The following is a 22,593-nucleotide window of genomic DNA, read 5'->3' as shown; positions in this document are numbered from 1 at the left end:
ATGTTAACACATTACCGAAAAGAAAACCGTAAAATTGCTATGGGACTGTTGAGTTTCCATAAGAAGCTGACAGGTAAGTCTTCTTTGTTGAAGGAGATAGATACGTACGAATCTGAAGATGATTATGAACTTTTTTTCTTTACGCCGGAAGGTTCGACCAACATTCAAGGAATCATTGGTGTTTATTGGGCAACGAACGATCAGCTGATTATCCATGACATTTCTTTGAATCCATCTTATCGCGGTGAGAATATGGGCTTCCAAATGTTAGATGAATTACAAGAAAAGTATCCGGATGTCTCCATCCGTGCAACTGAAATCACAGAGCCTTATATTGGAAAGTGGCTAGCAAAGAAAAAGAAGAAAGAGTGAATGAGTTGACGGAGATCAATATTAAATTAGATGTATTCGAGGGACCTCTCGATCTGCTGCTTCATCTGATTCAGCAAATGGAAATCGATATATATGATATACCAATCGCTACGATCACAGAGCAATATATGAATTATATCCATACAATGAAGACACTAGAGCTAGCTGTTGCAGGAGAATACCTAGTGATGGCTGCTACATTGATGGCAATCAAAAGTAAGACGTTGCTCCCTATCCAAGAGTTTGTTACAGATGATGAAGAACTATGGGAAGAAGATCCTCGAGAAGAATTGGTCACTCAGCTTTTAGAATACCGTAAGTATAAGTATGCGGCTGAAAAATTAACAGAAAAAGCAGAGGAACGAAGTCTTTATTACACAAAAGACCCTATGAACATCGATGGATTGGCGGATGTTGAAAAACCGTTGAAGCGAGGACAAGTCAAAAAAATCGATCTAATCCGTGCCATGCAGAAAATTTTGGAACGTAAGAAATTTTCTCAAAAAGTGGAAAAAACGATCACGCCCGATGATACAACGATCGAAGAACGAATGATCTTTATCGAAGAGCGTATAAAAAGAAATACGCATGGCTGTACCTTCGACTCTTTTTTTGAGTCGCCTTCCAAAAGTGAAGTTGTCACTACTTTTATGGCTTTGCTAGAGTTGATGAAAAAAGGACAGATTATTGCGCAACAAAAAGAAAACTATGAATCAATTATGCTTTATCCAGCAGTAGGAGATACCGAACATGACGAAATTAAGTGAACTTGAAGCCCTTCTTTTTATTGTTGGCGAGGAAGGAATCAGTAATGAAGAATTAAGCGGACTGTTGAATCTCAGTGAAGCAGAAGTCGCAAATTTAGTGAAAGAATTAAAAGACTCTTACGCTCAAAACCCGCACTCAGCTTTGCATATTTTTGAAACGGAAAGCCATTATGTATTAACGACTAAAAAAGAGCTAGCGCCATTGCTCAAGCGATATGCACAAGGAACATCGAACACGTTATCTCAAGCCGCTGTCGAGACTTTAGCAATCATTGCCTATAAACAACCGATCACACGAGCTGAGATCGAGCAGATTCGAGGCGTTCAGGTTTCAGGAGCGGTACAGCGTCTGGCTGCTCATAAACTGATTGAAGAAAAAGGCAGAGTAGAAGGACCAGGTCGCCCGATATTATATGGAACAACTGGTTACTTCTTGGATTATTTTGGGCTGAAATCATTAGAGGAACTGCCTGATACACAAGAAATGGAAATTTCACTTGAAGAAGATGTGTCACCAGATCTATTCTTTGATGGAATGAATAAAGGAGAACAATTGTAAATGGAGAGATTACAAAAAGTAATTGCCCACGCTGGCATCACTTCTCGTCGAAAAGCAGAAGAATTTATCCTTGCAGGACGTGTAAAAGTAAACGGACAAGTTGTAAGAGAATTAGGGATAAAAGTTGGAAAACATGACACTGTGGAAGTGGATGAAGTGCCAATTTATCAAGAAGAATACGGTTATTATTTATTGTACAAACCTAAAGGAGTCATTTCTGCTGTAGCAGATGACAAAGGAAGAAAAGTCGTTACGGACCTTCTGCCGATGGTAAAAGAACGAATTTACCCCGTAGGTCGACTGGACTACGATACTTCGGGCATCTTACTGCTGACAAATGATGGAGATTTTGCCCAGCGCCTGACACATCCAAAACATGAAGTGGATAAAGTTTATGTCGCAAAAGTAAAAGGGATTGCGACAAAATCGATGCTTGCACCTTTGGCGAAAGGAATAAAGATCGAAGGACGAAAAACGTCTCCAGCTAAATTCCAAATTTTATCAGTGGATCCTAAGACAAATCACAGTATCGTGGAATTGACGATCCACGAAGGACGGAATCATCAAGTGAAAAATATGCTTCAAGCAGTTGGGCTTCCTGTGCAAAAGTTAAAACGTGAAAAATACGGTGATTTGACATTACAAGGTTTACGCCCTGGGGATTATCGTGAATTGAACAAAAAAGAAGTCAGCAGCTTATTGAATCATTCAAAATAAACACTTACTTTTTATAAGCGTTAAATGTTGCGTTTTTTGAAGAGATATGTATAATGAACATGTAAACAAAAATTATATAAGGTTCGTCTTCAGGGGCAGGGTGAAATTCCCGACCGGTGGTTATAGTCCACGACCTATTTTGCAAAAAATAGCTGAATCGGTGAAATTCCGATACCGACAGTACAGTCTGGATAAAGAAGATAGGGCTTATTTGACGCACACTTGATCAAATAACTCTAACTCTATTTTCCCTGGAAAATAGAGTTTTTTCATTTGGAGAGAAACGTCAAAAAGTTCGCTGAAGAGGAGTCCTAACAGGAGGATTTCAAATGAAGAACACCCGTGTACAGAAAATGGTTGCAGTAGCGATGTTTGCTGCGATCGCGTTAGTTTTACAGTATTTTGCTTTTCCGATCATGCCGGCTTTTAGTTTTTTGAAGATTGATTTTAGTGATATCCCGGTATTGATCAGTATGTTCTTATTCGGTCCAGCGGCCGGAGTAGCAACAGCGTTCTTGCGTTCAGTATTACATCTGCTGACTACAGGTTTTTCTCCAGATAACCTAGTGGGAGACACAGCTAGTTTCTTATCAACAACGATCTTTACATTCCCGATTTATTACTTCTTTAGTGTAAAGAAACAGCATAAAGGAAGAAATAAATTTTTAGGTGTGATTACAGGAACGATTGCTCTGACTATTTTCATGAGTATCGCGAATTATTTCGTTATTACGCCTCTTTACTTAATGTTTTTAGGACTGAACGCGACACAGATGTTGGGGATGTCTTTAGCAAATTATGTATTGATTGGGATTGTTCCTTTCAACTTGATCAAAGGATTCATCGTGAGTGCTGTCTTTTTAGTGCTACATGCGCAACTTCTTCCATGGTTAAGTCGAAAACAACATCAGATGGAACAACGTCATACAGCAGTTAAATAAATGTCAAAAAGATCAAGAAATTTCTTGATCTTTTTTTTGGAAAAAAATACAATACATGCAATATTGTAAACGTTTTATTTGTTTGTTTTGAGTATTTTTTTTATTTATGCATAAAAATCAATTAGTTCTTTTGGAATGTGAAATCCTTCTCCTTTTAAAAGACGGAAATGTTTGTTTATATAAAAAAGGAAACGCTACAATGAAAATGAAGAAAGCTTTAAAAACCTAAGAAAAGGGGGAGAAAATAGGAAAAAACGAACTTTTTGAACAAAAGTTTTATAAAATGCGTGTTATTATTTTTGTTCTGATACTCTTTTTGATAAAATAACATTAGAGCCAAAAATGATGTCTCTAACGGAAAAGAAAGGAAGAAGAAGATGGAACAAACAAAGAAGAAAAAATTTCAAATGCCTTCAGCGTATACGGTCTTATTCATTATTATTGCAGTAATCGCTGTACTTACTTGGTTTATACCAGCTGGGCACTATAGTGTAGACAATGCAGGCAACATTGTCGCTGGATCATATGAACGAGTACAACAAAATCCTCAAGGGCTGTGGGATATTTTCATGGCGCCAATCAATGGGATGCTAGGTGTACCAGCGGGGGAGCTAACTAAAGAAACACCTGCTGCAATCCCAATCTCTTTCTTCATTTTAGTTGTTGGTGGATTTTTAGGTATTATCAACAAAACAGGCGCCCTAGATGCCGGAATCGCTTCAGTTGTGAAGAAATTCAAAGGAAAAGAAAAAATGCTTATTCCAGTATTGATGCTGTTATTTGCATTAGGCGGATCTACTTACGGAATGGCGGAAGAAACGATTCCGTTCTATGCTTTACTGATCCCAGTTATGATGGCAGTAGGCTTTGATACAGTGGTAGCAGTAGCCATCGTATTAGTAGGGTCTCAAGTAGGCTGTTTAGCTTCAACGGTCAATCCTTTTGCAACCGGCGTAGCTTCGCAAGCTGTTGGGATTTCGATGGGTGAAGGGATTGGTCTTCGATTCTTGATGTTCGTTATTTTGTTAGCTATTTCTATTGTATATGTGTATCGCTATGCATCAAAAATCGAAAAAGATCCAACAAAATCATTAGTATACAATCAACGTAAAGAAGATATGAAACATTTCGATATCGAAGCAATCGGTCGCCAAGAAGTAATCACGAAAAAACAAAAACATGTAAATGTATTGTTCTTCATTACTTTTGGTATCATGATCATTAGTTTGATTCCTTGGACAACCTTGAATGCGAATTTCACAATTTTTGAATCGTTGACAAACTGGTTAACAAATCTTCCGGTACTAGGAACTGTTTTAGGTAAAAGCATGCTTCCACTAGGTGACTGGTACTTCCCAGAAATTACTATGTTGTTCTTAGTCATGTCAATCGTCGTAGCAATCACGTATGGTATGAAAGAATCTGAATTCGTCTCTGAATTTTTAGCTGGTGCTTCTGACTTGATTGGTGTAGCTATCGTAGTAGCTGTTGCTCGTGGTATTCAAGTGGTTATGAACAACGGATTGATTACAGATACTATCTTACACTGGGGCGAACAAGGATTAAGTTCATTATCTTCAAGCGTATTCATCATCATTACATTTATTTTCTATATTCCTATGTCATTCTTGATTCCTTCAACTTCTGGCTTAGCTGCTGCAACAATGGGAATCATGGGACCTATGGGTGAATTTGCCGGTGTAGGGAAGGATTTAGTTATCACTGCTTATCAATCTGCGTCTGGCTTAGTAAACTTGATTACGCCAACATCTGCTATCGTAATGGGTGCTGTAGCGATTGCTCGTTTCGATGTTTCAGTGTGGTGGAAATTTACTGGTAAATTAATTGCGATATTATTTGTAGCCATCTGTGTGATCCTAGGTGTAGCAGCAATGTTCTAAACCTAGACAAATACAGGTACAAGGTCTATCATAAGAGTGAAGAAACCGATATACGGCTATCAATAAGCACGTGGATAAGTCGATTGCTCCATTCAGTGAGTGTTTTTTCTTTCATCATTAAGAACATTCTGCTTGCTGATGGAGCAGGCTTAAAACGTCATTATTAGAGAAGAAGAGGTTGTGTCGGAGGCATTTGACATAACCCTTTTTAACATATTAGGAGGTTAAAATCATGAAACAATTTGTGACAGAACAACATCATGAACAAGCATTAGAATCATTGAGCGAATTGATCCGAATCCCTTCCGTACTAGATGAAGCAGATTCAGGGCAAGGACACCCCTTCGGTAAAAAAGTGATTGAAGCTTTGGACAAAGTATTGGAAATCAGTGAAAAGCTAGGATTTAGAACATTTAAAGATCCAGAAGGCTATTACGGTTATTCAGAGATTGGCTCAGGAGATGAATTATTCGGTATCTTGTGTCATATGGACGTTGTTCCGGCAGGCGACGAAAACAATTGGGAAACGAAACCATTCGATCCAACCGTAAAAGACGGCTGGTTAGTTGGTCGCGGCTCTCAAGATGACAAAGGTCCTTCCATTGCAGCAATGTATGCTGTAAAAGCTTTGATGGACGCTGGCGTGGAATTCAAAACACGTATTCGTTTTATCTTTGGTACAGATGAAGAAAATTTGTGGCGTTGTTTAGAAAAATATAACGAGAAAGAAGAAGGCATTACGCAAGGATTTGCGCCAGACGCTGAATTCCCTTTAATTTATGCGGAAAAAGGCTTACTACAAGCTTACTTGACAGGTCCTGGAACGAACGATTTTTCTGTAAAAGCTGGCGGAGCGCTGAATGTTGTTCCTGATGCAGCTCCTTATTCTGGTGAAAAGATTTCTGAAGTAAAAGAAGCATTGAAAAAACACGGATTCGATTTCGAAGAACAAGGCGAAGGAATCGTCGTTCTTGGTAAAAGTATCCACGCGAAAGATGCCGCACAAGGAGTGAATGCTATTTCTCGTCTGGCAATCGCTCTTTCAGAAGTATTCGATTTTGGCCCAATCAATTTCTTAGGAAAATTAGTTCAAGAAAATGCAACTGGTGAAGCAGTCGTGGGCAAGACAGAAGATGAACAATCTGGTGAGTTAACGATGAACTTTGCAAGTTTGGAAATCACACCAGAACAAACAAAAATCGGTGTAGATATGAGAATTCCTGTGACATTCAAAAAAGAGGATTTAGTAGCTAAATTAACTAAAACAGTAGAAAAATATGAGTTGTCTTATGAAGAGTTTGACTTCCTAGATTCATTATACGTGCCATTGGACAGTGAGTTAGTGAAAAACCTATTGGGGACATATCGCGAGATTACTGGAGACATGACTGAACCATTTGTATCAGGTGGCGCTACGTTTGCCCGTACGATGAACCAGTGTGTGGCATTCGGTGCGATGTTCCCTGATACTCCTGACTTCATGCATCAGGCAAATGAACGATGGGAATTAAGCAGTATGTATAAAGCAATGGAAATTTATGCAGAAGCAGTGTATCGTTTGTGCGCTAAATAAAAAATAATCATATAAAAAAGGCGGATATTCGAATGGATATTCCGTCTTTTTTATTTGGTGCTGGAAAGTTTGCATTTTTCTCTTATTTTTTTTAAGGTATAATCATACTTGATTGAGAAGAAGGTATAAACTCAGATAGAAAAGGTGGGAGAAATTGAAAATATTTAGACGAATACTAATTGGCTTAGTCATTATTTTAGGATTACTTGGCGGAGGCGGTTATTACTATATACAGCAAAATACGTACGAACCATCGTCAGAAGCACAAAAGGTGGTAAAAGAAGGAAGAAACAAAGAAGATTACTTGTTTTTTGAAGGAGAGAAAAAGAATCAGGCAAAGTCTCCATTACTTATTTTTTATCCTGGTGCTCTCGTAGAACCAGAAAGTTATAGTATTTGGGCGCAAGATTTAGCAAAAAACGGCTACTCAGTTGCTATTGTCAAAATGCCTCTTGATCTAGCAGTGATAGGTGGAAACAAAGCGGATAAGATCAAAGAAGATTTTCCAGATTCCGATTATGTGATCGGTGGTCACTCTTTAGGCGGTGTCATGGCAAGTCGATATGCGAATAAGAATCGTTCAGACAGTCATTTAAAAGGGGTATTCTTCATGGCAAGCTATCCCGATAAAAAAGGAACATTGAAAGAATCAGCTGTCCCAATTTTATCCATTACAGCAACTAAAGATAAAGTATTGAATCAGAAAGCTTATGAAGAAGCCAAGCAGTACTTACCAGAAAGAACAGAGTATGTATCAATCAACGGCGGGAACCATGGAGGTTTTGGTAGCTATGGTGAGCAAAAAGGAGATGGAGAAGCAGAAATTTCTAACGCAGATCAGCAAACTGTGATTGTCAATACATTGGAAAACTGGCTGAAAAAGTTGAAATAACCGAAATGGGTCCTATAGGGTCTATGAAAAAAACAAGTCAAATAAATAGATAGTAAATATAACTTTCAAAATAAGTCGGGATTTCACGGAACGGGAGAAACAGATCCCGGCTTATCTTTAAGTTTAGAAAATCTAGTATCCATTTTTAAAGCTTAGTTTGACTTACATTTTATTTTCTAATAAAATCGCCCGAACTGGACATTTTTGATACGCTTTTCTTACATACGCTTCTTCTTCCGGCATGACGAACTGTTGATGAGCCTCTGGTTCTTGGGCAAATAAAACGATTCCTTCTTCATCATAATCGAAAATATCCGGCGCTTCGATTTGGCAAAGACCGCATGCAATACAGCGTTCAGGTACAAGTTTACATAGTAGTGACATTTCTAACCATCCTAACTTAAGGAGAATAATATGATTGTTTTTATTTTATCGCTATTTTCATCAAGAAACAAGCTGCGAGTCAGCTCTCTTTACCAGCTCCTTGTGGGAAAACGAACGACTTCAGTACTTATTTTCGGATTTACTCACGAACTTTTATTTGCTCATAACAGTTTTCCAGATTTGAAGCAAGACAAGTTTTATCAGATTATGCAAAAACTTGCACAGCAAGGCTGGATCGAAATAAATGAAAATGAAGCAAAACTAACGTCTGCAGGAGCAGATAGGTTGTCTGAACTTCACACAGAATATACTGGTTTGCGTTTTGACCGATATGGACGAACTGGGGCAACTAGTTGGCGGCTCATCAAATTTGCTGTTCAAGTGATTTCTAATCTGGCATCTGGGAACCAAGATTATCTTCCAGCAGAGACAAGTCCTTTTTATACTTTCCAACTGAAAAAATGGCTTAGTGGAAGCAGATTGCCACGTGGAATTTTGATTGATAGCGCGTATGAAAGTTTAGCGCAGCTGTTTTCGGAGATACCAGAAGGAGCAGCCGATTTTTTAGCTAACCAATTCTCTGGAAATGATCGAACAGGACTTCTGCCGTATCAGCTAGCAAAAACCAATGATGAGGCAGCTGTTTATTTACAACAAAGCAGATGTATCCATCTTTTGTTCGCACAAATAGAAGAACGGCCAGATTCGCTATGGTATGTGTTGATTGATCCGTTATTACAGCAAAATTTCAATCAAAGCATGATGATCACCAAGCAGATGTTTATGAATGGTCAGACAATTGACCAGATCATGGCAATCCGACATTTAAAAAAAGGGACGGTAACAGATCATCTTATTGAGTGGGCCTTGTTTTTTGATGATTTTCCATATGAGCGGGTTCTCTCTCAAGAAACGGTCGAACGATTGGAACCAAATAAGGATTCCGTGCGCGAGTGGCGCTTCAGCGAATGGAATGTAGATGGACAATTAGATTATGGAGAATTTCGTTTGTATCAAATCTATCTATTGAGAAAGGAAGCGATACAGAATGTTAATAAATGAATTAAAAAAATATTTTGGATTCGATTCATTTCGACCCGGCCAAGAAGAAATTATTCAGGCGTTGCTTGATGGAGAAGATACTCTCGCTATTTTGCCTACAGGAACGGGGAAAAGCCTGTGCTATCAATTAACAGGGTATTTAACGGATGGGATGGTTCTCATCGTGTCACCGCTACTTTCTCTCATGGAAGATCAAGTGACACAACTGCAAAAACGAGGGGAAAAACGAGTAGCTGCTTTCAATAGCTTGCTTTCGCGAGCTGAAAGAGGATACGTTCTCCGTCATCTGTCGCAATATAAATTTTTATTTTTGAGTCCGGAAATGTTGACTAACCCTTCTCTTTTAGAGCAGCTGAAAAAACAGGATATAGCGCTATATGTAGTGGATGAGGCACATTGTGTATCACAATGGGGAGTTGATTTTCGGCCAGAATATCAACAGTTAGGAAAAATCCGCGAGCATTTAGGAAACCCGGTCACATTGGCTCTAACCGCGACAGCGACAGATTTAGTAGCGAAAGATATACGTCAGGTGCTATTTGATCGACAGCCAAAAGAGGTTAGACAATCAGTCAATCGACAAAACATCTCGCTTTTTGTTCGAAAAACGCAGCAAAAAGAACAAGAACTTGAACAATTCATGGAAAGTGCACATGGTGCGGCAATTATTTATTGTGCAACAAAAAAAGAAGTCGAACGTTTGTATCATTTATTCAGGGAGCGCTTTTCAGTTGGATATTATCACGGTGGCCTTGACACAGCTCAAAGAAGACAGCTTCAGCAACAGTTTGTAAAAAATCAGCTGCAGTTTCTCATTGCTACGAACGCATTTGGTATGGGGATCGATAAATCTGATATTCGTTATGTGATCCATTACGATTTGCCAGACAGTCTGGAAAACTATGTACAAGAAATCGGTCGAGCAGGCAGAGATCAGGAAGAAAGTGCAGCAATCCTTTTATATCAAAGTGGAGATGAACGTATTCATTATTTCTTTAATCAACTTTCTAGAGAACAGCGACAAAGTTTTGAGCTTTATTTGGAATATGCAGCAGAGCAAGCGCCATTTGATGAGCTGCAAAAAAAATGGATGGAGTTGATCCAGCAGTCTGAAAAACCAGAAAATTGGGTGGAACGGCTCAAACGTCAGGAAAAAGAAAAAGAATTCCGCCTGCAGCAGATGCTTCGTTATATCCATGAAGAAGACTGCCGCAGAAAATTCATCTTGGCTTATTTTGGGGAAGAACTTTCCGAAAAGCCGCAGAATTGTTGTGATATTGATGGCGCAAAAGTAGAACTTCTACCAAAGAAAAAGGATTTTTCTAAGACTGAACCGCTTCATTGGGAATCGATTTTACTAAATTTATTTAAAAAAAACATGGAACATTGATTTTTTAGGACAAGACACTTTTTCCTATGGTATAATACACACGATAGAGTTTAGGAGGTAAAACAGTGAGCAGAAAAGATAGACATCAATCTACAGAAAATAACGAAACACAAGAACCATGGGAACAACCAATTTATGATACAGATGATGAGGTTTCATCAAGAAGTTCTCAGAGACAACAAAAGAAAGGAAATACATTATTTCTTTCGCTATTTTTGATTTTACTAGTCTTATGTATCGCTATTCCAGCAGGTGCTTATTTCTGGATCAGAAACGGATCAAGCAACAATGCAACAGCAGCATCTTCTTCTGAAACTTCGACATCAGTAGTAGAAAGTTCCACAAGTACAACAAAAGAGGAGTCAACTGAGACTTCAACAGTAGAATCTAGTACAATGGCGGAAGAATCTACTGTTTCTCAAGATACAGGGGTAACGTCAGAAAGCAGTATTGCAGCAGAGACAACACCTTCTTCCTCAAGTGACACAACTTATCAAGCAGGGGATTCAAGCAGCAATGCAGCAGAAACAACACCTTCTTCCTCAGCTGTAGCCGGTACGACAACGACTGTTCAAGCAGGCGAAGGTCCAAAACAAGTGGCTGAGCGTGCAGGAATCACCACTGACCAATTGTTTGAATTGAATGGCTTAGATCCAAACAACTTTATGCTTTACCCTGGTCAAGAATTAAGAATTAAATAATAATAGCCGCGCTTTGCGGCTTTTTTTTTGAGAAAAAGGAGTTATATCATGACACAAATCAGTATTGCGATCGACGGACCTGCTTCATCTGGAAAAAGCACCGTTGCCAAAATCTTAGCAAAAGAATTAAATTATATTTATACGGATACCGGTGCCATGTATCGCGCAGTGACTTATCTAGCTATTACGAATAATGTATCTTTTTCAGATGAGGAAGGACTAGTTTCACTGATCAAAAAGTATCCTATCTCTTTTTCACAACAAGAAGATGGGCAGCATGTATTCACAGCATCAAAAGACGTCACACTAGAAATCCGTCAGCCAGATGTCACAAAAGCTGTTTCAGAAGTCTCTGCTCATGGGAAAGTCAGAGAAGAACTAGTTGCTATCCAGCGGAAAATAGGCGAACGCGGTGGCGTTGTGATGGACGGAAGAGACATCGGGACAGCTGTATTGCCGAATGCAGAAGTAAAAATCTTTTTAGTAGCAAGCGTAAGTGAGCGTGCAGAAAGACGATTCAAAGAGAACCAAGAAAAGGGGATTCCGACTGATCTTGAAACACTAACAAAAGAGATACAGGCAAGAGACCATTATGATTCAACAAGGGAAGTTTCTCCGCTGCAGCAAGCAGAGGACGCTGTTCGTATCGATACTACCGGCAAATCCATTCCAGAAGTCGTTGCAGCGATAAAAGCCGTCGTTTTAGAAAAGGGATATCTTCTTTTTTAAATGAAGAAAAAAACTGAAAAACAATTGTTTTTTCAAGGAAAACGAACGAAATCGCTTTATTTTTTTTGAATAATCAATTAAACTAAAAACAGTACCGTACTTACGGCAGAATGTTGGTTAGGAGGACAAGTGTTATGACAGAATTTGATCAAAATCAAGAGAACAACCAGTCAATGGAAGACGCAATGAAAAGCGTCCAAGAAGTAAAAGTTGGCGATGTTGTTAAGGGCGAAGTTTTGGTTATCGAAGACAAACAAGTAATTGTCGGAATCGAAGGGGCCGGAGTTGAAGGCGTCGTTCCGGCAAAAGAATTATCAACTTTACCAGTAGAAGATATCAACGAAGTAGTGAAAGTCGGCGATGTATTAGACTTAGTCGTTATCAGTACGATTGGCAAAGATAAAGAAAACGGCAGCTATCTTCTTTCAAAACGCCGTTTAGATGCTAAAAAAGTTTGGGAAGACATTGAAAGAGATTTCCAAGACGGCAAGGTAATTGAAGCACCTGTTACAAATGTTGTCAAAGGCGGTTTAGTCGTTGACGTCGGTGTGCGTGGCTTTGTCCCTGCATCAATGGTGGAAGATCATTTTGTTGCGGATTTTTCAGATTATAAAGGCAAAACATTGAGCTTTAAAATCATTGAAATCGAACCATCAGAAAATCGTTTGATCTTATCGCACAAAGCGGTAGTTGAAAATGAAAGAGAAGAAAAGAAAAAAGAAATCCTTTCAACGATTCATGAGGGAGATGTTCTCAGCGGACGTGTCGCACGTCTTACTGATTTCGGGGCATTTGTCGACCTAGGCGGAATTGACGGTCTAGTCCATGTCTCAGAGATTTCTCATAGTCATGTAGCAAAACCAAGTGATGTGTTAGCTGTTAATGACGAAGTAAACGTCAAAGTGTTGTCTATCAACCCTGAACAAGAACGTGTTTCCTTGTCAATCAAAGATACACAGCCTGGACCTTGGTCAGAAATCGATACAAAAGCCCCAGTTGGAGCAGTATTGGACGGAACTGTTAAACGTCTAACAAGTTTCGGTGCCTTTGTTGAAGTATTCCCTGGAGTAGAAGGACTAGTCCATATCTCTCAAATCTCACATAAACATATCGCCACACCTCACGAAGTACTTCATGAAGGCGACGAAGTGAAAGTGAAAGTACTGGAGATCCATCCAGAAGAACATCGTATTGCATTGAGCATCAAAGCTTTAGAAGAAAAACCAGCTTCAGAAGAAGAACCAAAAAATGTGGAGTCTTATGAATTACCAGAAGAAAATACTGGATTCACTATGGGAGACATTTTAGGGGATGCGTTGAAAGAAGAAGTAGAAGAAAAAGCAACCGATGATTCTGAAAAATAATTGATTTTGTATCTGTGACTGAGATGAAAGCAGCTGCTTTTGTCTCAGTTTTTCTTTTGAAAAGCGGTGAGTATTTCATTAAGGAATAAAAATACTTCGTTTAATTGACAATCTATGCTTGAAAGTTGGCATTGCATTCGTTAAACTAAGTGAGATTGGAAACTTGTGAGGAGGAAATAATATGGCAAATCCAACAATTGCAATCGTTGGCCGCCCGAACGTCGGTAAGTCTACGATTTTTAACCGCATCGCTGGTGAGCGTATCTCGATTGTCGAAGATACTCCTGGAGTAACTCGTGATCGTATTTATGCAAAAGGCGAATGGTTAGGTCGAGAATTTAGCGTGATCGACACAGGCGGAATTGATCTTGGTGATGAACCTTTTATGGATCAGATCAAACATCAAGCAGAAATCGCGATTGAAGAAGCAGATGTGATCATCTGTGTCGTCAGCGGACGCGAAGGCGTGACAGACGCAGATGAGATGGTTGCGAAAATTTTATACAGAAGTAATAAACCAGTGATTTTAGCAGTCAATAAAGTAGATAATCCGGAAATGAGAAATGATATCTATGAATTTTATTCTTTAGGACTAGGCGATCCTTATCCTGTTTCAGGAAGCCACGGACTAGGAATTGGCGATATTTTAGATGAAGCAGTGAAGTATTTCTCTGAAGAGACTGAAGAAGAGGATGACGACACGATCAAGTTTAGTTTGATTGGTCGCCCAAATGTTGGTAAATCTTCTTTGATCAACGCGATTTTAGGAGAAGAACGTGTGATTGTTTCGGATATTGAAGGAACGACAAGGGATGCAATCGATACTCACTTTGTTTCTGAAAATGGACAGAAATTCTTGATGATCGATACAGCCGGCATGCGTAAACGCGGAAAAGTATATGAAAATACTGAGAAATACAGCGTGATGCGTGCGATGCGTGCGATCGACCGTTCTGACATCGTTTTGATGGTACTGAACGCGGAAGAAGGGATTCGAGAACAAGACAAGCGAGTAGCGGGTTACGCTCATGAAGCTGGTCGTGGTATCATTATCGTTGTGAATAAATGGGACCTTGTGAAGAAAGAAACCAATACGATGCGTGATTTCGAACAAGAGATCCGTGATGAATTCCGATATTTAGATTACGCACCGATCGTCTTTGTTTCTGCAGTGACTAAACAACGGTTGGAACGTCTTCCTGAAATGATCGAACAAGTAAGTATGAACCAGAATCTTCGTATCTCTTCTGCTGTTTTGAATGATATCATTATGGATGCTGTAGCCATCAATCCAACACCGACAGATAAAGGAAAACGGCTGAAGATTTTTTATGCTACACAAGTTGCTGTCAAACCGCCTACATTTGTTGTTTTTGTCAATGAAGAGGAATTGATGCACTTTTCTTATGAGCGTTTCTTAGAAAATCAAATCAGAAAAGCATTTACTTTTGAAGGGACATCCATTCGAATCATCCCTCGTAGAAGAAAATAGGCATTTTACCATATCAACGTTTTTTTTTCAAAAGAAAAAGACAGTTTTGTTTGTTACGTTTCTATGACTAAAAAAAGCATATGAAAATTGGTAAAAACCTTGCTATTAAGCGGTTCATATGATATCGTGATAACAGAATATTGAAGTTAATCAATATTTCTTTTTAAACTTCTGGACCACTCAGAAAGTTTTAACTAAATGATATTTCTATCATATCTCTTGTGGAGGAGGTGAATCTATCCATGGCAAACAAAGCAGAATTAATCGAAAAAGTTGCTTCAGCTACTGATTTAACTAAAAAAGATGCAACTGCAGCAGTAGATGCTGTATTTTCAACTATTCAAGATGCTTTAGCTAACGGCGAAAAAGTTCAATTAATCGGTTTTGGTAACTTTGAAGTTCGCGAACGCGCAGCTCGCAAAGGTCGCAACCCACAAACTGGTGAAGAAATCGAAATTCCAGCTAGCAAAGTACCTGCATTCAAACCAGGTAAAGCATTAAAAGACGCTGTTAAATAAGACAGTAAAAAAGCGCTTGTGGCTCTAGGGCTACAAGTGCTTTTCTTTTTATTTCCTAGCAGAAAAAGTCAATTAAGAGACAAAAATTTCGAATCCGCATGTCATACATAAAAAACACATGTATTTTATTTAATTTTTATTTATTTCTAAGTTAAGAGGTGGACTTTGCCCTTATCTTTTCTAGATTTTGCTTACTAATGGTAAAATAAAAATAAGAAGAGGAGGGATGCGCATGGAACTTGATTATCAAGTAGAAGAAGCATTGACGAAAGTGTTCTACGGAGAAACGCTTGTCAGTCAACTAAGAGCACTTTCGATCGATCAACCCATCTTGTTTTTAACAAATCAGCGTTATTATGATTTGTTTGCAGATAAGATTAACCCATTATTTGCAAATCAGGCAAATAATGACTGGTACATTTGTGCCAATACTCAATGCAATCATTTAACAGAATTGAAGAACTTGCTTGATTTCACCAAACGCTATCCCGAAAATCAATCCATGTTTGTTATCGGATTTGGAAATGAAGGGATCATGGATCTGGCAGGTTTTTTTCAAAAACATACAATCCTTGATTCATCACTTTGGCTGATTCCTGTGTCGATCCGTTCGCTGAGCCGAGCATTAACTCCACAGCGAACGATTTTGCAGCTACCGAATCGTGTCGTGCTGCAAACCATCAACATGCCAGAACGCATCGTTTATGATCAAACGATCAGCGAGCGGCAAGTGGACGGAAAACAGATTGACTTTTTGACTTTTATCTGTTGCGGAATGATTTGTGATCACCGTTTTTTACAAAATTTGTATAAAAACTATCCAAATAAAAAGCAATTAACGACCCGGCCATTTGCCGGGATGATCGAAGAAATGATTTATTTTTATCAATTAGAGGCAGAAAATCTGTCAAATTATGGTAAACTGTTTGAACAAGCTTTTTATCTGACTGAAAATGGGCACTTGCTTTCTGCTAGTATGAAAAAATTTTTAGGGATGATGTTTCATTTCGTGTGGAATCTCCAAGCCTATCCTTTTGATTTCCAACTAAAAAATTTTTTTGTATGGCTAGACTTGCTTGGCTATCCTATCCAATGGTTAGAACAGATTTCAAAGATGGAGTATTTGGAAAAAGTCCTTTTCTTGGCAGAAAAAAGCAAAAAAATACTTGTTTTAGAAAAAATAGGTATAATAGACGGATACCAACGACCAAACGAAAAAGAATTGTTGAGAACAATGACGGTATTTCAACAAATCGTCAGCGAGATAAGAGGGAATTGAAATGAATACAAATAGCGAAAAAATGTTGCAAGCTTTATCAGATGAAGATCTGGCACAAGCACAACTCTTTTTAGAAAAAGCATTAAAAGAAGATCCAGCAGATATATTAGCTGAACTAGGGGAAGAATTGCTAGCTATTGGCTTTTTGATCGAAGCAAAACAGATTTTTGAACAATTGATCAACCAATATCCAGAAAATGACGGACTAAACATCCCCCTAGCAGAAATTGCAATCGAAGACAATGAGATCGACCTAGCTTTTGAATACTTGGAAAAAGTGGATAAGGAAAGTGATTACTATCCGCAAAGCTTATTGGCGATAGCTGATTTGTACCAAGTCATCGGGATTCCTGAAGTAAGTGAAGCAAAATTGAAAGAAGCGGCAGGGTTGCTACCGGATGAACCATTGATCCAGTTTGCACTAGCTGAATTGTATTTTTCAGTCGATCGTTTCAAAGAGGCAGCAGTGATTTATGAAACATTGTTGGCAAGTGGGATAAACGAGATGTCAGGAATCTCAATGCAAGAACGTTTAGGGCAATCCTTAAGCATGCAAGGTGAATTTGAAGCAGCTATCGCACCTTTAGAAGAAGCATTGAAAGAAGAAAAGACAGATGATCGACTGTTCCAGCTAGCCTTTACGAATCTCCAATTAAAAGAAAATCAGCAGGCAATCAACTATCTGGAAGAACTTCGAGAAGTCAATCCGCATTATCAATCGTTATACCTATATCTAGGACAAGCTCTTCAAGAAGAAGAAATGGTTGAAGAAGCGCAAACAGTGTTAGAAGAAGGAATCAAAGAAAATCCTTACCAAGTTGAACTTTATCATCTAGCCTCTGAAAATGCTTTTCGTCTCCACGACAAACAGCGAGCAGAGGAACTCTTGCTGAAAGCTTTAGAAGTAGGAGACAAACAAGATGAAACATTACTTACTTTAAGCAATCTTTACTTGGATGATGAAAGATATGAAGATGTGATACAAGTGATCAATCAGATGGAAGAAACTGCTAATCCGTATGCGGAATGGAATCTAGCGCATGCTTATAATGAATTAGAAGACTTCACCGTTGCAGCTGTACACTATGAACAAGCTTATCATGAACTATCTCATGAACCAGATTTCTTGAAAGAATATGCCTTTTTCTTAAGAGAAGAAGGACAGCTAAAAAGAGCGCAAGAATTATTGACTCATTATTTAAAACTTGAACCAGGAGATATGGAGGCACTGTCATTATTAGATGATCTAACAGAGAGGTGAGAAAAATGCTAATTGATGTACGGGAAAAGAAGAATTTTTTAACGTGGATGGTCAATCATGTATCTTTTAGCCGAAGAGAAGTTTTTTGGATCTTGAATTATCTTGCCAATCATGAAGCGATTTTAAGTAATGTCCACTTTGTAGAAGGGGCAAATTTTGCGGATCGAGGTCTGCAAATCAGTGATCTATCTGTTGAAGGGGAACCAATGAAATTGTTTTTGCAGGGAAAAGAATTTACGGATACAGATCAGATTTTTCATGAGATCCGATTGAATTGGAAGAAACCCTTATATGTGGAATGTCTATTTGAGAATGCTTGGCAGACAAGAGAATACCTATCGATCTTAGAAGATAATCCATTTTCTTCTTGGGATGCTTCTGTCAGTGAAGAAGATACTGAATTGATCGAGCGATATTTTCAAGAAAAAGAAGAAGCAGCAAAACTAAATATGCTTTATGCTCAAATCGATCAAGCGCTAGAAGATGGAGACAGGGATGCATTTTTGAAATTGTCTGATGAAGTCAACCGAAAAATCCTTTTGCAGACGCAAAAGAAAAATAATCGAGTAAGTGAACATAATAATTAGCTAAAAATGAATCATACCAAAAAAGACAAGGGGTAGCTGTGAGGAAAGATTCCAAATCCAGCTGCCCCTTGTCTTTTTTATCGTTTTTTCAGTAATCTTGTTTGTGGCTTCAAATAGGTAAACCCTTGCCCTTCAACTTCATGCACATTAATGATCGACAGAAAAGCTTTTTCGTCAATCTCGTGGACAATTCTCTTGGCTTCCGTTAATTCACTAGAACTAACGACCATGTAGATGATCTTTTTTGAATTTCCAGAGAATGCGCCTTCGCCAGAGAGGAAGGTGACACCTCTTTGCAGACCGGTCATCAGCAGCGGTGCAATTTCTTCGCTTTTGTTAGAGACGACAAGCAGACCTTTTGCAGAATACCCACCATCCAAGATTGAATCAATTACGCGACTGAAAACATAGGAAACGATCAATGTATACATCATGCGTTTCAAGTCGATATAGGTTAAGGAAGCAAGCAAGACGATGATATCGAATGCCAATAGAGAACGCCCCATGGAGATGCCGTAATTTTGTTCTAAAATCCGAGCGATAATATCGCTTCCGCCTGTTGTTCCACCCATCCGATAGACGATCCCGCTTCCTACCCCTGCAACCAAACCCGCAAGTAGAGAAACGATCAGTAGATCATGCTGTAAATTGATTTCTAGCGGAACCCGTTGCCAGATCCATAAAAAGAATGACAAAGAGAGTGTACCTAGAACAGTGTAGGCTAAAGAACGTTTTCCGAGGATCTTTCCCCCTAGTAAAATCAACGGGATATTGATTAATAAAGTCGTATAAGCTGGATCAATTCCGAATAAAGCTCTCAAGATCAAGGTGATTCCTGAGACGCCCCCTTCTGCTAAGTGATTAGCGATGTTCAAATAAACAAGTCCAAATGCGTAAATACTCGTTCCTATAATAATAAAAAGTACTTCTTTTACTGTTTTCCGTGTGGCCATATGAATCCCAGCTTTCAATTATGTATTTTCACAGAATCTCCATTTAGAAAATCCTTCCTAAATGTAGCATGGAAATTCGATTTTCTCAATTGCTCTTATCTAGGATTTGCGTTAAAGTTTTGGTAAGATAGTTTTGGAGGGAAAAAGATGGATGAAAAACGTTCTTTATACAGTATGCAGCAGGAAGTAGATGAATATATCCAACAATTCAAGGTCGGGTATTTCTCTCCATTAGCTCAGCTGGCTCGATTAACGGAAGAAGTAGGTGAATTGGCCAGAGAAGTCAACCACACTTATGGAGAAAAAAGCAAAAAAGCTTCGGAACCAGATAACTCGGTAGCAGAAGAACTTGGAGATGTTTTATTCGTTACGATGATCATGGCTAATTCATTGAATATCGACTTAACTGATGTTTTTGAAAAAAATATGGAAAAATTCAATCACAGAGACTATAACCGCTTTGAACGGAAGGACAAGTAAGAAAGATGAAGTGGTTTGTGCTTTGAAGCCGCTAAAACGGACGTATCAATCAGGCATCATGCAACTGATTGCTTATCTCAGTACAAGAAACACACAGGAAAGGTTGGAAAAATGAAATTAAAACAATTACCTCTGGAATACCAAAAGGCAATTCCAGTTCTGAAAAAATTAGAAAATGCAGGATATGAAGCTTATTTTGTAGGTGGAAGTGTTCGTGATATCTTGCTGAACCAGCCGATCCATGATGTGGATATCGCAACAAGCGCATTTCCAGAAGAAATCAAACAGCTTTTTCCAAAAACGATAGATATCGGGATCGAACACGGGACTGTATTGGTATTAGAAAACGATGAACAATATGAAATCACCACATTTCGGACGGAATCAACTTATCAAGACTACCGCAGACCAGATCATGTAGAATTCGTTCGTTCGTTGGAAGAAGACTTAAAACGAAGAGATTTTACAATCAATGCCTTTGCTTTGAAAGAAGACGGCGAAATCATCGATTTGTTCGATGGCCTGCAAGATTTAGAAGAACAAATCTTGCGAGCTGTAGGCAATCCTCATGAGCGGTTCCATGAAGATGCCTTGCGAATGATGCGCGGGTTGCGTTTTGTCAGTCAATTAGGATTCAAATTAGAGGAAGAAACCTTCTACGCCATCAAAGAAAACCACGAGCTATTAGGCAAAATATCTGTAGAACGTATAAATGTGGAATTCATCAAGATGCTTTTGGGAAATGAACGGTCTGCAGGAATCCATGCATTCATTGAAACAGAATGTTATATTTGCTGCCCTGGTTTGAGAGAAGAAGGTGAAGCACTTTTACGCTTTGCTGAATTACCTTCCGTTCCATTGAAAGAAGAGAGTCAAGCATGGACATTATTAATCAGTCAACTGGATCTAAAAGAAAATGAAATCCGCTCCTTTTTGAAATCGTGGAAGTGTTCCAATCAAATGATCAAGGATGTCCAAGCACTTGTTCAAGGACTGCGTCAACGAAAAACTGGAGTTTTAGAACCGTTCGAATTATACTTCTTAGGCAAAGAGCATGCATTGCAAGTAGAAGAATTGATGACTTATTTTGATGAAACACCACAGATGGATGTCGTAGAAGAATCCTATGATCGTTTACCTATCAAGTCATTAAGCGAATTAGCTATAGATGGTAAAATCTTGTTGGAAGAAAGTGGAAAAAAACCTGGCAAGTGGGTTAGTGAAGCTTTGCAATCAGCTGAAAAAGCTGTCGTAGAACAAAGAATAGAAAATGATAAAAAACAGGTTTTGGATTTTTTATCGAAAGAAAAATTGATTTAAAAAACGCTAGACTGTATCTGCTCAGCTTGGCTAGCTACTTAAACTGGGCAGATACGTCATTAGAAGAAAAAACATAAAATGTGACCACTTACATAAATTTGTGCTAAACTGAGGAAGTACAAGAATAAATTACATCATAAAGGAGTCTTTTTAATGAGTAAAGAAATGACAGCGCTAAAATTTTATTTTAGAAATGGAGAAACATGGACGATTAACCGCCGCCACATCGGCGATCTTTGGATCAAACAAATCACAACAAGTTTTGGAAGGATCAACGGCAGTGAATTTGTTGAAATCCATCCATGTGCCGGATTTAAAATCGAAATCTTCCATGAAGGGGACGCAGTTGCGACACATGATATCAACTTAGGTGGACTGGAAATGGGCATGTTTAATCGTGCATTGAAATACGAAGATATCGAACGAATGGAAATCCTTTATCGCAATGGAACACCTGATCTTGTATACTTCCCATATCTAGATAAAGGAACAGAAGGATTAGACAACCAATACCAATCTACAAAAATCAGCGAAAAAACAGGTAACTTGTACATCGTAATCAACCCAGACCAACGTGTAGAAGATGTATACGGAGAATTTTTCGAATAAATTGATTTTACGCAAAAAATGAGGTTGTGAAAGAGACATTCAGCCTTGAGCGATGATGAAAACTCTAACAAAAAAATTGCGACGAGTAACCGCAGGAGCGATAAGAAGTGATGTTGAAAAATAGCTTCTCATATTTTACAAAATCGTGCCTTATGGCTGATAGGCTGTCTCTAGAACACCATTTATTCAGAATAAGGGGCTGTGACAAGATTTTTGTCACAGTCTTTTTTTTGTTATGACAAAGGAACAAGGAGGATATGATAAAAAAACGAATATTATTTTTGTTAGAAACTTTTATCTTTCTTAAGTTTTACTTGATATCTGAGACTATTTGGAATAGAATGAGGCGTTGAAAAATTTATGGAAATTTCTAACTAGCAATAAACGATGAAACAATGAAATATTTTTCATTCAAAGAGAACTTTGCTATAATGATGGAAGTTTGTGTATAGGAGATCTAGAAAATGAGAGAAAGTTTTGAACAACAAAAAAAACTGTTGCATGATCGCTATGGCGCCCTTTCGATGGATGACCGCCGTCAAATACTTTGTAAGTTGCGTAAAAGAAATATATTGATGTATCGTCAGTTGGAACGTCTGAAACATGATCTGCTTCGTTTGGAGTCAAAACGTGTACAGTGTGAATTAGAGGGAAATCAAACACAAGTTGAAGTAGTTGAAACCAAAATTTTAAAGAAAAAAGAACAATTTTTAAAAATGCTTACACAAAATAAAAAATAAAG

Annotated in this window: 24 protein-coding genes and 1 riboswitch; of the genes, 22 read left to right on the top strand and 2 right to left on the bottom strand. The window is 38.4% G+C overall.

The window, feature by feature from the left end:
• The 8 genes from KFO35_RS05355 (at position 1) to KFO35_RS05320 (ending at position 7,722) form a co-directional block, all read left to right on the top strand.
• On the top strand, positions 1-372 hold the full coding sequence (locus KFO35_RS05355) for a GNAT family N-acetyltransferase (protein ID WP_002290158.1): 372 nt from the start codon (positions 1-3) through the stop codon (positions 370-372).
• Positions 369-1,139 carry a segregation/condensation protein A gene (locus KFO35_RS05350; protein WP_277885141.1) on the top strand — a complete coding sequence of 257 codons (771 nt, stop codon included), beginning with the start codon at positions 369-371 and terminating at the stop codon, positions 1,137-1,139. The genes KFO35_RS05355 and KFO35_RS05350 overlap by 4 nt, the downstream gene beginning before the upstream one ends.
• Positions 1,123-1,698 (top strand): SMC-Scp complex subunit ScpB, encoded by a 576-nt coding sequence (gene scpB / locus KFO35_RS05345; RefSeq protein WP_002290163.1) that lies wholly within the window; start codon positions 1,123-1,125, stop codon positions 1,696-1,698. Before KFO35_RS05350 ends, scpB begins: the two co-directional genes overlap by 17 nt.
• Positions 1,699-2,415 (top strand): pseudouridine synthase, encoded by a 717-nt coding sequence (locus KFO35_RS05340; protein WP_002313886.1) that lies wholly within the window; start codon positions 1,699-1,701, stop codon positions 2,413-2,415.
• 81 nt (positions 2,416-2,496) lie between these two features.
• Positions 2,497-2,621, top strand: a riboswitch (FMN riboswitch).
• A 123-nt stretch (positions 2,622-2,744) separates the two neighbouring features.
• Positions 2,745-3,356 carry an ECF transporter S component gene (locus tag KFO35_RS05335; RefSeq protein WP_002290166.1) on the top strand — a complete coding sequence of 204 codons (612 nt, stop codon included), beginning with the start codon at positions 2,745-2,747 and terminating at the stop codon, positions 3,354-3,356.
• A 377-nt stretch (positions 3,357-3,733) separates the two neighbouring features.
• Positions 3,734-5,257 (top strand): YfcC family protein, encoded by a 1,524-nt coding sequence (locus tag KFO35_RS05330; protein WP_156272183.1) that lies wholly within the window; start codon positions 3,734-3,736, stop codon positions 5,255-5,257.
• Between the two features lie 232 nt (positions 5,258-5,489).
• On the top strand, positions 5,490-6,830 hold the full coding sequence (locus tag KFO35_RS05325; protein WP_002315221.1) for a M20 family metallopeptidase: 1,341 nt from the start codon (positions 5,490-5,492) through the stop codon (positions 6,828-6,830).
• A gap of 154 nt (positions 6,831-6,984) precedes the next feature.
• Positions 6,985-7,722 carry an alpha/beta hydrolase gene (locus KFO35_RS05320; protein ID WP_002315220.1) on the top strand — a complete coding sequence of 246 codons (738 nt, stop codon included), beginning with the start codon at positions 6,985-6,987 and terminating at the stop codon, positions 7,720-7,722.
• Between the two features lie 162 nt (positions 7,723-7,884).
• On the opposite strand, the gene KFO35_RS05315 is transcribed toward KFO35_RS05320, so the two are convergent.
• Complete coding sequence (locus KFO35_RS05315) at positions 7,885-8,106, bottom strand: ferredoxin (RefSeq protein ID WP_002290171.1); 222 nt, start codon at positions 8,104-8,106, stop codon at positions 7,885-7,887.
• 30 nt (positions 8,107-8,136) lie between these two features.
• Between KFO35_RS05315 and KFO35_RS05310 the strand changes: the two genes are divergently transcribed.
• The 10 genes from KFO35_RS05310 to KFO35_RS05265 all read left to right on the top strand — a co-directional run bounded on the left by KFO35_RS05310 (position 8,137) and on the right by KFO35_RS05265 (position 18,489).
• Positions 8,137-9,168, top strand: coding sequence for a helix-turn-helix domain-containing protein (locus KFO35_RS05310; protein WP_002315219.1), 1,032 nt, complete (start codon positions 8,137-8,139; stop codon positions 9,166-9,168).
• Positions 9,155-10,558, top strand: a complete 1,404-nt coding sequence (locus tag KFO35_RS05305) for a RecQ family ATP-dependent DNA helicase (RefSeq protein WP_002315218.1) — start codon at positions 9,155-9,157, stop codon at positions 10,556-10,558. Before KFO35_RS05310 ends, KFO35_RS05305 begins: the two co-directional genes overlap by 14 nt.
• 65 nt (positions 10,559-10,623) lie before the next feature.
• Positions 10,624-11,259: an SAG1386/EF1546 family surface-associated protein gene (locus KFO35_RS05300; RefSeq protein WP_002315217.1), complete on the top strand. Its 636-nt coding sequence runs from the start codon at positions 10,624-10,626 to the stop codon at positions 11,257-11,259.
• 48 nt (positions 11,260-11,307) lie between these two features.
• The gene (gene cmk / locus KFO35_RS05295; RefSeq protein WP_002309595.1) at positions 11,308-11,988 is read left to right on the top strand and encodes a (d)CMP kinase; all 681 of its coding nucleotides are present in this window, start codon (positions 11,308-11,310) and stop codon (positions 11,986-11,988) included.
• Positions 11,989-12,122: 134 nt separating this feature from the next.
• Complete coding sequence (rpsA, locus tag KFO35_RS05290; protein ID WP_002290176.1) at positions 12,123-13,352, top strand: 30S ribosomal protein S1; 1,230 nt, start codon at positions 12,123-12,125, stop codon at positions 13,350-13,352.
• Positions 13,353-13,533: 181 nt separating this feature from the next.
• Positions 13,534-14,844: a ribosome biogenesis GTPase Der gene (der, locus tag KFO35_RS05285; RefSeq protein WP_002315215.1), complete on the top strand. Its 1,311-nt coding sequence runs from the start codon at positions 13,534-13,536 to the stop codon at positions 14,842-14,844.
• Positions 14,845-15,086: 242 nt separating this feature from the next.
• Positions 15,087-15,362 carry a non-specific DNA-binding protein Hbs gene (hbs, locus tag KFO35_RS05280; RefSeq protein WP_002290178.1) on the top strand — a complete coding sequence of 92 codons (276 nt, stop codon included), beginning with the start codon at positions 15,087-15,089 and terminating at the stop codon, positions 15,360-15,362.
• Between the two features lie 232 nt (positions 15,363-15,594).
• Positions 15,595-16,641, top strand: a complete 1,047-nt coding sequence (locus KFO35_RS05275) for a hypothetical protein (RefSeq protein WP_002309590.1) — start codon at positions 15,595-15,597, stop codon at positions 16,639-16,641.
• Position 16,642: 1 nt separating this feature from the next.
• Complete coding sequence (locus KFO35_RS05270; protein WP_002290180.1) at positions 16,643-17,902, top strand: tetratricopeptide repeat protein; 1,260 nt, start codon at positions 16,643-16,645, stop codon at positions 17,900-17,902.
• Between the two features lie 5 nt (positions 17,903-17,907).
• A complete protein-coding gene (locus KFO35_RS05265; RefSeq protein WP_002335598.1) occupies positions 17,908-18,489 on the top strand; it encodes a ReoY family proteolytic degradation factor in 582 nt (193 codons plus the stop codon).
• Positions 18,490-18,566: 77 nt separating this feature from the next.
• Here the strand turns inward: KFO35_RS05265 and KFO35_RS05260 are convergent, their stop codons facing one another.
• Positions 18,567-19,442: a YitT family protein gene (locus KFO35_RS05260; protein WP_002290183.1), complete on the bottom strand. Its 876-nt coding sequence runs from the start codon at positions 19,440-19,442 to the stop codon at positions 18,567-18,569.
• Positions 19,443-19,589: 147 nt separating this feature from the next.
• Here KFO35_RS05260 and KFO35_RS05255 point away from each other — a divergent pair, with 147 nt between their 5' ends.
• The 4 genes from KFO35_RS05255 to KFO35_RS05240 all read left to right on the top strand — a co-directional run bounded on the left by KFO35_RS05255 (position 19,590) and on the right by KFO35_RS05240 (position 22,591).
• The gene (locus KFO35_RS05255; protein ID WP_002315213.1) at positions 19,590-19,922 is read left to right on the top strand and encodes a nucleotide pyrophosphohydrolase; all 333 of its coding nucleotides are present in this window, start codon (positions 19,590-19,592) and stop codon (positions 19,920-19,922) included.
• Positions 19,923-20,033: 111 nt separating this feature from the next.
• On the top strand, positions 20,034-21,242 hold the full coding sequence (locus KFO35_RS05250) for a CCA tRNA nucleotidyltransferase (RefSeq protein WP_024636190.1): 1,209 nt from the start codon (positions 20,034-20,036) through the stop codon (positions 21,240-21,242).
• A 153-nt stretch (positions 21,243-21,395) separates the two neighbouring features.
• On the top strand, positions 21,396-21,851 hold the full coding sequence (locus tag KFO35_RS05245; protein ID WP_002290187.1) for a hypothetical protein: 456 nt from the start codon (positions 21,396-21,398) through the stop codon (positions 21,849-21,851).
• Between the two features lie 464 nt (positions 21,852-22,315).
• The gene (locus KFO35_RS05240) at positions 22,316-22,591 is read left to right on the top strand and encodes a hypothetical protein (protein WP_002290188.1); all 276 of its coding nucleotides are present in this window, start codon (positions 22,316-22,318) and stop codon (positions 22,589-22,591) included.
• Positions 22,592-22,593 lie beyond the last annotated feature (2 nt).

The organism is Enterococcus lactis (assembly GCF_015751045.1).
In the GTDB taxonomy this organism is placed as follows: Bacteria; Bacillota; Bacilli; order Lactobacillales; family Enterococcaceae; genus Enterococcus_B; species Enterococcus_B lactis.
Note: the sequence above shows the minus strand (reverse complement) of the source record. Positions and strands in the feature narration are given on the sequence as shown.